This is a genomic window from Sporosarcina sp. HYO08 (genome assembly GCF_001563475.1).
GTDB lineage: Bacteria > Bacillota > Bacilli > Bacillales_A > Planococcaceae > Sporosarcina.
In genome coordinates, this window is record NZ_LPUT01000023.1 from 1 (window position 1) to 12,623 (window position 12,623).

Below are 12,623 nucleotides of genomic sequence, written 5' to 3' on the forward strand. Positions count from 1 at the left end.
TAAAACTGAAATTCTCCTCACGCCTGCGCAACGACAAAAAGTACACCAAACGATCGGCGTTTGCAGGTATGTTTACAATCTGTATCTAGTTACGGCTCAAAAACACTACAAAGAAATGAAAAAACATTTGTCCGGCTATGACTTTTCAAAGTGGTTAAACAACGTGCATCTAGTGGAAAATGATCCATGGATTAAAAAGGTTTCCAGCAAAGCCGTCAAACAATCGATTATGAACGGGGACCGTGCTTTTAAGAATTTCTTTAAGGGAAAGTCGAAATATCCACGCTTCAAAAAGAAACGGAATCAAGATGTAAAAGCCTATTTCCCCAAAAACAATCCGACCGATCTTTCGCCGTGTGCAGTAACCATCTTGTATTTCCAACAATTAATAAAGAACGAAGAATCATTCAACTGGAAAAACAATTAAAACGCCAGCAACGAAAATTAAGCAGAAGTTATGAACAAAACAAAAATCGAAAGGACGGTGAATTCTGCGCTAAAAACAGGCAGAAACAACGGTTAGTTGTTCAAAAATTGCATGCCAGAATAGCCAATATCAGGAAAGAGTATATTCGATTTGTCGTTAGTGTGCTGGTGAAAACCAAGCCGGCCTATATCGCCATCGAAGATTTAAACGTCAAAGGCATGATGAAAAATCGCCACCTGTCCAGAGCGATTGCCGCACAAAACTTTAAACAGTTTAGAGAATGGCTCATCGGGAAGTGTTTGGAGATCGGCATTGAAATCCGACTCGTCAATCGATGGTTCCCTTCAACAAAACGTTGTTCGGCTTGTGGTGAAAAAAATCATGACATCTCACTTGCGGATCGCATGTTCACCTGCGCAGTTTGCGGTTTAGAGATGGACCGAGACTTCAATGCCAGTTTAAATCTAAAATATACGAACGACTACACGGTCGTTACTACAAATTAATATGTGTATTAATAGGGTGGGCTACATCCGAATTTACGCCTGTGGAGTGCTAAACCAACCGTAGTAGCGGGATATTGGCGAGGCGGGGTACGAAGAAGCAGGAATGGTCTGGCATAGAAAAAGGACAGTTTTTTTATGTTTTTAGTAGCAGTTGTTGGGATGAAAATGCATCATACACAAGTGACGATCAAACCATTGGGGGATTCTGCGCTTATGGTTCAACTCGGGGATGGAATAGACCCTTTGATTCATAAACAGGTGAAGGCGCTATCAACTCTGTTGCATGAGCATCCATTTGAAGGGTTTGTCGAATCTGTACCTGCTTACAATAACGTTACGGTCCATTACAATCCATACATCGTCTATCTTTCCCAATTTGGAGCAGAAGGGATCACCCCATTTCAAAAAGTGAGCGCTTTCATAAATGAGTTAGTGCAACGAATGGGGGAGACACAGTCCATTGAAGACAGGATTATTACGATTCCCGTCTACTACGGAGGAGAATTTGGCCCTGATTTGGACTATGTAGCAGCGTATCATGATTTGTCCACCGACGAAGTCATTCGGATTCACACAGAAAACGAGTATTTGGTCTATATGCTAGGGTTTGCGCCCGGTTTTCCGTTCATGGGCGGCATGAACGAGTCCATTGCCACTCCGCGAAGAGAAACACCACGGCTGTCAATCGCTCCTGGATCGGTCGGAATTGCAGGAAAACAAACGGGCGTATATCCATTAGAGACGCCTGGGGGCTGGCAAATTATCGGCCGCACGCCAAAGAAACTGTTTCTTCCTCATCTGTCACCGCCGACCTTATTGCAATCCGGCGATAACATTAAGTTTGTTCCGATCTCCCTTGAAGAATATCGAACAATCGAGGAGGAGATGGAATGACCGTTCAAGTACTTCATCCCGGTTTACTGACAACGATTCAAGATTTGGGGAGATTCGGTTCACAACAATATGGCGTCATTGCCAGCGGCGCGATGGATCCCTATTCTCTTCGAATCGCCAATTTACTTGTTGGAAACGAACAAGGCGAAGGGGCGCTCGAGGTCACATTAATGGGGACGTCCTTAGCGTTTCAGCAGGATCGGCTCATTGCCATTACGGGCGGGGATTTACGTGCAACGATTGACGGGGAACGTGCGCCGATGTGGCGACCGATCGTTGTCAGGGAAGGTTCTGTCTTGACATTCGACTATGCCGTTCATGGATGCCGGGCATATGTAGCTTTTGCAGGCGGCATCGATATACCGAAAGTCATGGGCAGTAAAAGTACGTATATGCGTGCAGGGATTGGCGGGTTCAACGGAAGGGCATTGCAAAAAGGGGATATTTTCCATTGCGGCGAGATGGGCGCGCGCAGTCAGTCGCTTGTCTGTGAATTAAAGGATCCGCTCTCTTGGTCTGTTAATTATCATACACTTCTGAATGTAGAACAGACACAGACTATTCGTGTACTGAAAGGGACCGAATTTGATCGCTTTGAGAAAAAAAGCCAGCAAGCGCTATTTACTGAGTCGTATACACTAACAACGAATTCCGACCGGATGGGTTCACGGCTGGAAGGCGCCGCTTTGTCACTGCGTGAGGAATTTGAGTTACTTTCTGAAGGCGTTACATATGGGACGATTCAAGTTCCGCCGAATGGACAACCGATTATTTTAATGGCAGATCGTCAAACAACAGGCGGCTATCCAAAAATCGGTCAAGTGATGACCGCCGATTTACCGAGTTTGGCCCAGTTGAGACCGGGCGGAGCGATTCAATTCAAGGAAGTATCGCTTGAAGAAGCCGAAAAAGCATTCATCAGAAATGAACGGATCATTCAAGAAATCAAAATGGCCATTCAGTTAGTAACTTCATAACTGTTCCTAACATAAAAACCATCCTCTATTCGCGGATCAGAAAGCAGAATAGGGGATGGTTTTTATCAATGCAAATAGCCCAATCGGTTCGATATTTCCTCGGCAGCTGCGATCACTTTTGCTGCAAGTTCCGGAATCCGGTCATTATGATAATTAGCTTCGATGCCGGCGATACTAATTCCCGCAATGACCTCACCACGATGATTAAAAATGGGTGCTGCGATCGCAGATGTGTGATTTTCCAATTCGGAATGGCTCAGTGTGTAAAATATCTAATGACCGGACAACTGTTTTATTTTTATTCGTCATACGAGTTCCTCACTTTATTTCACTTTTAGTTTAGTACGATATAATAAGAAGGCGTTTGCCTTCCCATTGTAGTTGACAACGCCAAAAGGAATCCCATCAGTAGCACATACGTCACAGATTCGTCCAAAATTACCCCAATTGACCATCTTCCTCTTAAACTAGTACTTACATTATACACTTCGAAGTTAGACTTTGGAGAGGATTCAATTAATCATGCGGAGAATCGATTTGAAATTCTCTATTCAGTGGATGTTCAAACGGCTGCATAACCAGCCAACATCCTGTTAGCCCAAGCCTCGGCGATTGATCCCAATCCATCACTAGAAGAAACTGGATTTCTAGACAACTTTTATGTAGTAGTTTAAAATTATTGTAGGGATTTTCTCCTATTGTAGTGTGAATTATTAGTAAATGGATAGTGAATAGACGAAGTCCGAATAATCCAACAGACCTATTCGTTTTTATGTGTATTTATTTCTACCTAATGTTAAGAAAGCAGGAGGGAGAACATGAAAAATGATGACATGCTGAAACAAACTACGTTAGAAGAAAAGGGTCATTTGAAAAAAGTACTGAAAGAATTGGCTGATATTAAATTTGCACTCGACCAATCTTCTATTGTAGCTATAACGGACGATAGAGGGGTCATTTTATATGTCAACGACCGCTTCTGTGAGATTTCTAAATATCAAAAAGAGGAATTGATTGGTCAAAATCATCGCATGATCAATTCCAACTATCATTCTCATGATTTTTTTAAAGACATGTGGACGACCATTAGAAAAGGAAAAGTATGGCGAGGAGAAATTTGTAATCGCGCAAAAGACGGATCTTTGTATTGGGTCGATTCAACGATCGTTCCTTTTTTACATAAAACTGGAAAGCCTTATCAATATATTGCCATTCGAAACGACATTACGCGTCGAAAGAAAATGGAAGAAGAGATCAAAAAAAGCGAAGAAATGTATCGCTTAATTACAGAAAATTCATCAGACTTCATTTCGGTCATTAATACGGACTGTCAGTTTACCTATGTATCACCTTTGCACCAAATTCTTTTAGGACATGAGGAAGCGTCATTGAAATCGAGTCAATTACTTCATTGGATACACGAAGATGACAGGGAAGAGGTTTCACAAATGCTAGAAGAATTAGTGAAGGGGCGTAAACAATCCATTCGATTCGACTATCGGATGCGGACGAAGAGTGGAACTTATATAGATGTAGAAACGAAAGCAAGTGCAATGTTCGATGAAGCATCGGACAGCAATAGATTTGTGCTTGTGACGCGAGATATTACCGAGCGTAAACAATCTGAGCAGATGATTTATCATCTTGCTTATCATGATGCATTAACGGACTTGCCTAATCGCAGATTGTTTATGAAGCGATTAAGGGATGAAGTGGCGAAGGCAAAAAAATCGGCAACGACTCTTGCTGTTTTGTTTATTGACCTGGATCGGTTCAAATACATTAATGATACATGGGGACATGATACTGGAGATTATATTCTTCTCCAAGCAACACAGCGTATTAAAAATTCCCTTCGTTCTACGGATTTCATCGGAAGATTAGGTGGAGATGAGTTTGCTGTACTATTAAGCGGGGATGCAAATCAAGAGAATATAGAGATCATTATCAAAAGAATACAAAAGAATTTTGAAGAACCCGTCAACATTTCAACTCACAAATATACCCTTTCTTGCAGTATTGGCGCTTCTTTTTTTCCTGACGATGGAAAAAGTGCGGATGAACTATTAACAAAAGCGGATACTGCTTTGTATGTTGTAAAAGAACAGGGTAGAAATGGGTATGCCTTTTTTAATCCGGAAATGGAAAAGCAATCGCTGGAACGAACTTTGTTGGAAAACGAGTTAAGAAAAGCCATTGAGCTCGAGCAGTTTCATCTTGCTTACCAACCGAAAGTTGATTTTTCAAAAGGTGAATTAGTAGGCATGGAGGCGCTTGTGCGTTGGGATCATCCTGATTTAGGCAGCATTCCACCAAATAAGTTTATTCCGTTGGCAGAAGAAACGGGATTGATCCTCCCGCTTGGTGAATGGATTCTTCGCCGCGGCTGTGAACAGAATAAAGAGTGGCAACAGAAAGGGTACCCGCCTTTAAGGTTATCGATTAATTTATCGGTTAGGCAATTAGAATGTCCTACTATTCCTCAAGTGGTCGAAGAGGTATTGCGAGATACGGCATTAGACCCTCAATGGCTTGAGCTCGAAGTGACGGAAAGCGTTTTTGCGGAAGTAGAACACGCTTCAACGCTTCTGAAAAATATTAGAGCATTAGGGGTTACCATCTCCATTGATGATTTTGGGGCAGGGTATAGTTCTTTTAGTTATATTAAGCACCTTCCTGTGGACACCCTTAAAATTGATTCGTCATTTATTCAAGATATTGACCAAAACGAGCATAGTCAAGCGATTGTAAAGGCTGTTTTAACGCTTGCCAAGACACTCCGCCTGAATGTGATAGCTGAGGGGATTGAAACTAAGGATCAACTTGCCATTTTAAATGAGGACGGATGTAAACAGGGGCAAGGATATTTATTCAGCAAGCCGTTGTCAGGTGAGGATTTTGAAAAATACTTACAGAATCGTTTGAATTAGCACGTATCCTCAATAATAGTAGAAAGCATCCGAGCAGTCGTTGTTGACAGGCTCGGATGCTTTTTTAGTTGCGATAGGTTGTCACAAAAGAGGGGCGAGGAAATAGAGTTGATTGCTTGTCAATCCCACTCGACGTACCTCGTTTTGCATGCGCTTTCTCATATAGGGGAAGAGCCTGTTTAATCTGCGAGTTCAATCGTAGCCGTAATCGGAACACCATTTAATGACTGTGTTGCCAGCCGATCTGCTTCTGTATTTAATTTACGCCCAATCAGTTGGTATTCTGGTTGGATCCCATGTTCTTTCATCTTTTCTTCAATACGGTCTGCCCATGCTGATAGATTGTTTTCGAGTGTCGGCCATTCTCCGGTTAGCTGATTGATCACGACTTGGGAGTCCCCTTTGAAAAGAACTGGCAAATGATGAACGTTCATCAGTTCAAGCTCTTGCAGACATAAGTAGAGCGCTGCATATTCCGCCTCATTATTCGATTTCAGTTCTGTGGAATGTGCATTCCGGCGCAATCTGTAAGATTTACCATTTTGTTCATAATAAATGACACACCCTAAACCCGCATGACTACTTTCAAGGTCGAAGCCGCCATCAAAATAGACGGTAATATGATGGGGTTCGGTATCGATTTCTTTCAAATAGCGCTTCAACTCTTTAACTGTCCATAGGTTGTCTAATCGATCAATCAATTTCACATGTTTAGCGCGTCCCGTACGCTCGATGTCTTCTGTCAGCATTAACGCTTGCGCTGCTGGCATCTCATCAGCATAAAATGCAGCTTCCGCCCCGTTTCTTGCTTTGTACGTCCATTCGATCCGAATTTTCATCGCAAGTCCTCCTATTCATCTACCCATATCATTTCCTGTTCCCATACAGTATGTATACAGTGAGTGTAACCAAAGTTGATCCTCATAAACGAGAGTGTCATAAGTGTGATGTTCTCATACAACACGAAATGGTACGAGAACATCACATTGGATCTCTTATGACGTCCGATTCGTTTCGCTCATGAGCTCCCCATTTTCAGAAAGTGGGGAAAAACGTGCGTTGAAAAAGCGGAGTGTCGGCGGTTCATAATCCATCTTCAGTCCGCAAATCGATGCTCGTTTTTTGTACAGGTCGACGATCGAGTCCACAACAACATCCATATGATTATTCGTATAGACGCGGCGGGGGATTGTTAAACGGACGAGTTCAAGATTAGGTGTATTATGTTGTCCCGTTGTTTTGTTACGTCCGGCTGAAACGATTCCGCGTTCCATACTGCGCACACCGGAATCTAAGTAAAGGGCGGCGGCAAGCGCTTGTGCTGGGAATTCTTCTTGTCGTAAGTGGGGGAGGAATGCACGTGCATCCAAAAATACAGCATGACCTCCGATCGGTTTCACGACTGGAATGCCCGCATCGATAAGTTGCTCGCCGAGATGGCGAACTTGGCCGATCCGGTGTTCAATATAATGATCATCGATCGATTCCCGAATTCCAATTGCCATCGCTTCCATATCACGTCCAGCCATACCGCCGTAAGAGGGCATGCCTTCATACACAACCACTAGCTCGCGTGACCGAATGTATAACTCTTCATCATTCATCGCAAGGAAACCGCCGATATTAACGAGGCAATCTTTTTTCCCGCTCATCGTACAGCCGTCTGCGTACGACATCATTTCTTTTAAAATCGCTGCAATGGACCGATTGGCATAACCAGCCTCTCGTTCTTTAATGAAATAAGCATTTTCAACGCAGCGCGTCGCATCGAGCATCACGTCAATATCATGTATTTTACAAAGATCATACACTAGCTTCATATTTTGCATACTGACCGGCTGTCCGCCCGCAAGATTCACTGTTACGGCAAGGCAGACATATGGAATGTTTTCGGCACCGACTTCATCGATGACCTTTTGCAATTTGATTAAATCAACATTCCCTTTGAACGGATGTTCAATGGTAGGGTCATGTGCTTCATCAATAATAATATCGACAAAAGTAGCGCCGTTTAGTTCCTGATGGGCACGTGTTGTTGTGAAATACATATTCCCAGGGACGACATCGCCTTTTTTTATTTTCAATTGAGATAAGATGTTTTCCGCCCCGCGCCCTTGGTGTGTCGGCAGGACATATTGAAAGCCGTAAACATCTCGCACTGCTTCTTCTAACTTGCGCCAGCTTTTGCTTCCGGCATACGCTTCGTCGCCTGTCATGAGCGCTCCCCATTGTGCGTCACTCATTGCCGTTGTGCCGCTATCTGTTAGTAAATCGATATACACATCTTTTGAATCGATGAGGAATGTATTGTATCCGGCTTGTTGAAGTGATTGTTTTCTTTCTTCATACGAAAGCATCGCGACGGGTTCTACGCTTTTAATTTTATACGGTTCTGCTGTTCTCCTTTTCATTTCACCATCCCTTTCATTCGTTCTTATTATTACTATATCGATGGGGGATGGGTGTTACGACTTCGTCATGGCTCCTTATAAAAAAATTCAACTTTGTTGAATGGATTCGGCTCGCATAATTCATCAGTCTTGAAACAAGCTATCGTAAGATGACTGGATTGAACACCAGTAATTGCTTAGATGGGGGAATCACATATGAAAAAACCCTTCACACCACAGCTTGTCTATTTTGAACCGAATGCATTGGATTATCCGCTCGGCCAAGAACTAAAAGAGAAGTTTGAAAAGATGGGGATCGAAACGCGCTTCACGACATCGCATAATCAAATTCGGGATTTGCCAGGTGAGACGGATGCACAAAAATACCGGATTGCAAAGTCGACATTAGTTGTGGGCATTCGAAAAACGCTGAAATTCGATTCGTCCAAACCGTCTGCAGAATATGCCATTCCTTTTGCGACGGGCTGTATGGGGCACTGCCATTATTGTTATTTACAGACCACTATGGGAACGAAGCCGTATATCCGGACGTATGTGAACGTGGAGGAAATTTTGGACGCTGCTGACAAGTATATTGAAGAGCGCGCACCAGAAATCACTCGTTTTGAAGCGGCTTGTACATCTGATATTGTGGGAATCGATCACCTGACTCATACGTTGAAACGGGCGATTAACCATTTCGGACAGACCGAATTAGGACGACTGCGGTTCGTGACGAAATTCCATCATGTCGATCATTTGCTAGATGCGGCGCATAACGGCCATACCCGTTTTCGATTCAGTGTCAATGCCGATTATGTCATTAAAAACTTTGAGCCAGGCACCTCGCCATTAGTGAAACGGATTGAGGCAGCAGGAAAAGTAGCAAGAGCCGGCTATCCGCTCGGCTTTATCGTGGCCCCCATTTATCTTCACGAAGGATGGCAAGAAGGTTACCGATATCTATTTGAGCGGCTCGATGAGGAACTGCCTGACGATGCAAGGGAAGATATTACGTTTGAATTCATTCAGCATCGTTTTACGAAACCGGCGAAAAGAGTTATTGAGAAAAACTATCCGAAAACGAAATTAGCGTTGAATGAAGAAGAAAGACGTTATAAATGGGGCAAGTACGGAATTGGAAAATATATTTACCAGAAAAACGAAGAAGACGAGATCAAGGAGACGCTATTCGGTTATACAGAAAAATTCTTTCCGAATGCGAAGATTGAGTATTTTACATGATCAGATCCAAGCATATCGATAATGGATATGCTTGGATCAATCAATTTATTTCTTCTTTAACTGTGTTTGCGCCATCCCTACCATTTTTTTCACCATTTTACCGCCGATATTTCCAGCCTGTTTTGCCTTCAGCTCACCGTTGTACCCTTTTTTAAGAGGGATCCCTAGTTCCTGCGCAATTTCAACCTTCTTATTGTCATCTACATCATTGCCTTGCGCGTTGAACACTTCAACTTTTAAACGATTCATTGCCGCATGCCACTCCGATGATCTGTATCGACCGTTGTATTGATCGTTCTGAGTCATGATTGATCTCCTCCTCTCAAACGTAGTATTTCCGCAATTTGAGTATTCACTCAAACAAAAGTGCTAGGTGACTGGCACCAACTTACAGTAAGGAGGGCGCTTCTTTCTGCCGGATAGGTGCCCAATTGTTACCGCCTATATTGTTGTGAACAGATCCGAAGTATAAACTCCTTCATATCAACAAGTCGCGGATAGGTTGGTTGCTCGGTCGTTCCGGCAATCACCAACGGTACAAGTGACTCTTGTCTGTGTAATGAACCATGTGCTGCGCCGCTAAGGTGGGCCGGTGTTAATTGGGCTTTGAATTCATAGCCAGGCTTTGCATTCACGACGATAAAACGACCCGAATGAGAATGTAATGCACTATAAACTCGAGCTAATGCATCTGGATAATCTCCGTAAGACAACTTTTTCTCGCTCGTCACTTTCAAATCCAGAAGCTCCGGATTTCCTTCGATACTCCATGTTTGATCATACACATCCTGATAGTCACCGGTTGGACGAAAGGTCAATGAACCTTCGCGCATGCCAGATACGATGCGAATTGAGTCATCCTTCTTGCAGGCAATAACATCCAAACGTCGATCATTTCTGAGGCGTTCGATTATCGCAGACAGTGGAAGGTTTTTATCCAGCACGTAAATATAAGCCATTCGCTGGTTGACACAAACAACAAGCTGATCTTTCTTACGTACTGGGCGCTCGATCCGGGCGATACGATATGTTTGAAGTAGTTTACGCAAATCAATCGCAAATTCCCGGTGCTTGGAACCTGTTGGAGAATGACCATTGTCTCCCATCACCATCCATATATTCCGTTTTAGCGCTTCTTCCCAAGATGGATACAGATTCAATGTTTTTTGGATTTCCCGGTCAATTTGGGTAATTCCCTTTAGATCTTTGGGGCCCTTGAAATGAAGGCGGAGGTCCATATCTTGAAATATACAAAACGTAAACGCCGGGAGTTTGTTTTTACGAATTAAAGTTCGAAGCTCTCGTGCAGTATATTTATAATTTCCAGCAGCTATTTGCGATGTGAATCCCCACGGTCTTAGTTTGGAAAAAAGACCTAGAGAGAAAAGTGGTGGTGTATGACTTGTCCATTTACCCTTTTCGAAGCGAGTCAATGTACTAAATAATCGAGGAACCTGTAACCGCCTAGGTGTATTCCCGCGATAAACAAAAGAATTAATAGAAGCGGAAGGGATTCCTCTGTTACCCAACTCCTCATAAATTGTAGAAACATCACTACTTAAATGCTCGTTGTTTAGCCGGTAAAGCATGTTATGAACCGATCGGCGTACACCTAATCGAAACGTTTCACGAAAACCAGTACCATAATTAATAATTTCTTTTCTTGAGTGATCAAACCAGTTTAAGCCCGGAACATGGTGTTGATCAGCATACGTACCTGTCAAAAGACTGCTATCGATCGTTACCGACATCGTCGGAAACGAACTGACCATATTGGGAATAAACTGACCGTTTTCCATCAGAAATTTTAAAGCAGGAGCACGTCCAGTTTGAGTAGCGATTTCCAAAGGTTCAGACATCAGAGAATCGATGTTTAACAAGATGACTGGTTTTGGCGATTGTAGGTTATTCCTCATAGTTTTCAACCTCATTGCATTTTCTGTATTGTTTTTTCTATACTTCCCATTTTTCTACTGTTGTACTCTGGAAAAATCTTTCTTCGAGGGCACAGAAAAGTCCTTTTACTATCATAAAGAATGGATCCTTATAAACTCGAGGGGATTTTTTCGGTGACTGGCACGAAAAACCCGATCCCCCTGGCAAAGGGGATCGGGTTTTCATTATCTGACCGAAATGACTTGTTCATTTGTCATAATTTCCAATTGTTGCGCTATCACATGACTAGCATTCTTTCCATTACCTAGGCAGATGCCAACCTCGTTCATATTGTACTGGCGCTTCAATAGTTGCTTTTAGTTCTACTGCCGCCGTATAAGGCCAATACGGGTTTCGGAGTAATTCTCGCGCTAAAAACACAAGATCCGCACGGTCGTTTTTGACGATTTCCTCGGCGTGAAGCGGGGAAGTGATGAGTCCAACTGCACCTGTTGGGATCGATGCGCCCTGTTTAATCGTTTCCGAAAAAGGTACTTGGTAACCCGGATAGGCATCGATTTTCGCGGGGACGACTGCACCGGAACTGACGTCAATTAAATCAACCGTTTGTTCTTTCATCCACTCGGCCATTTCCACATAGTCTTCTGCTGTCATGCCGCCTTCTGTGTAATCATGGGCGGAGATGCGAACGAATAGGGGGCCCTCCCAAACTGCCCGTACTTCATCCAATACTTCACGCAAGATTCGATAGCGATTTTCGGCCGAACCTCCGTATGCATCCGTTCGTTTATTGGATAAAGGGGATAGAAATTCATTCAATAAGTAACCGTGTGCCGCATGAATTTCAATGACGTCAAATCCGGCTTTTTTCGCTCGAATCGCACCATCTTTAAACGCTTGTACAGTTGTTTTGATATCATCGATCGTCATTTCGGTCGGTGTTTTCGATTTAGCATCGAACGGAATCGCGGAAGGTGCGTAAATCGTTCCATCGACCGTCGCTTTTCGTCCGGCATGCGCAAGCTGGATGCCGATTTTGGCGCCATTCGCTTTCACAAGACGAACGACTTCACTAAGTCCTTCAATATGATTATCATCCCAAATGCCAAGATCTCGGGCAGAAATACGCCCTTCCGGCTGCACACCCGTTGCTTCAACAATGATCAAACCAACACCGCCAATTGCACGTGTGGGGTAATGAATCTTGTGCCAATCTTGTACTTTGCCATCATCGTTGCTAGAATACATGCACATCGGCGCCATGACGATGCGGTTGTTAAATGTGACACCGCGCAGTGTAAACGGTTCAAATAACTTTGCCATGTTCATTTCCCTCCTAAATAGTACAAACTTTAGTA

General features: G+C 43.3%; 9 protein-coding genes and 3 pseudogenes. 5 read left to right on the plus strand and 7 right to left on the minus strand.

Annotation, left to right across the window (positions count from 1 at the left end):
- Positions 1-10: 10 nt before the first annotated feature.
- The 3 genes and pseudogenes from AU377_RS15260 to AU377_RS07065 all read left to right on the plus strand — a co-directional run bounded on the left by AU377_RS15260 (position 11) and on the right by AU377_RS07065 (position 2,804).
- Positions 11-933: pseudogene (locus tag AU377_RS15260) on the plus strand (RNA-guided endonuclease InsQ/TnpB family protein).
- Positions 934-1,068: 135 nt separating this feature from the next.
- The gene (gene pxpB, locus AU377_RS07060) at positions 1,069-1,827 is read left to right on the plus strand and encodes a 5-oxoprolinase subunit PxpB (RefSeq protein ID WP_253724414.1); all 759 of its coding nucleotides are present in this window, start codon (positions 1,069-1,071) and stop codon (positions 1,825-1,827) included.
- Entirely contained in the window at positions 1,824-2,804 is a 981-nt protein-coding gene (locus tag AU377_RS07065; protein ID WP_067406168.1) for a biotin-dependent carboxyltransferase family protein, read from the plus strand. The genes pxpB and AU377_RS07065 overlap by 4 nt, the downstream gene beginning before the upstream one ends.
- 65 nt (positions 2,805-2,869) lie before the next feature.
- On the opposite strand, the pseudogene AU377_RS07070 reads toward AU377_RS07065, so the two are convergent.
- Positions 2,870-3,070, minus strand: a pseudogene (locus tag AU377_RS07070) (IclR family transcriptional regulator C-terminal domain-containing protein); the annotation flags it as partial.
- 552 nt (positions 3,071-3,622) lie between these two features.
- Between AU377_RS07070 and AU377_RS07075 the strand changes: the two are divergent.
- The gene (locus AU377_RS07075; protein WP_067406174.1) at positions 3,623-5,734 is read left to right on the plus strand and encodes a bifunctional diguanylate cyclase/phosphodiesterase; all 2,112 of its coding nucleotides are present in this window, start codon (positions 3,623-3,625) and stop codon (positions 5,732-5,734) included.
- A gap of 64 nt (positions 5,735-5,798) precedes the next feature.
- Here AU377_RS07075 and AU377_RS15740 read toward each other — a convergent pair.
- From AU377_RS15740 to AU377_RS07085, 3 genes and pseudogenes are all read right to left on the minus strand, one after another.
- Positions 5,799-5,897, minus strand: a pseudogene (locus AU377_RS15740) (antibiotic biosynthesis monooxygenase); the annotation flags it as partial.
- Positions 5,898-5,913: 16 nt separating this feature from the next.
- Entirely contained in the window at positions 5,914-6,573 is a 660-nt protein-coding gene (locus AU377_RS07080; RefSeq protein WP_067406177.1) for a ribonuclease H family protein, read from the minus strand.
- Between the two features lie 156 nt (positions 6,574-6,729).
- Positions 6,730-8,145: a tyrosine phenol-lyase gene (locus AU377_RS07085; protein ID WP_067406180.1), complete on the minus strand. Its 1,416-nt coding sequence runs from the start codon at positions 8,143-8,145 to the stop codon at positions 6,730-6,732.
- 195 nt (positions 8,146-8,340) lie between these two features.
- On the opposite strand from AU377_RS07085, the gene splB reads away from it, so the two are divergent.
- Entirely contained in the window at positions 8,341-9,369 is a 1,029-nt protein-coding gene (gene splB, locus AU377_RS07090) for a spore photoproduct lyase (protein ID WP_067406184.1), read from the plus strand.
- A 45-nt stretch (positions 9,370-9,414) separates the two neighbouring features.
- Here splB and AU377_RS07095 read toward each other — a convergent pair whose 3' ends face one another.
- The 3 genes from AU377_RS07095 to namA form a co-directional block, all read right to left on the minus strand.
- Complete coding sequence (locus AU377_RS07095; RefSeq protein ID WP_067406187.1) at positions 9,415-9,675, minus strand: alpha/beta-type small acid-soluble spore protein; 261 nt, start codon at positions 9,673-9,675, stop codon at positions 9,415-9,417.
- A gap of 128 nt (positions 9,676-9,803) precedes the next feature.
- The gene (locus AU377_RS07100) at positions 9,804-11,285 is read right to left on the minus strand and encodes an alkaline phosphatase family protein (protein ID WP_067406191.1); all 1,482 of its coding nucleotides are present in this window, start codon (positions 11,283-11,285) and stop codon (positions 9,804-9,806) included.
- A 280-nt stretch (positions 11,286-11,565) separates the two neighbouring features.
- Positions 11,566-12,588 carry an NADPH dehydrogenase NamA gene (gene namA, locus AU377_RS07105; protein ID WP_067406194.1) on the minus strand — a complete coding sequence of 341 codons (1,023 nt, stop codon included), beginning with the start codon at positions 12,586-12,588 and terminating at the stop codon, positions 11,566-11,568.
- Between the last annotated feature and the right edge of the window lie 35 nt (positions 12,589-12,623).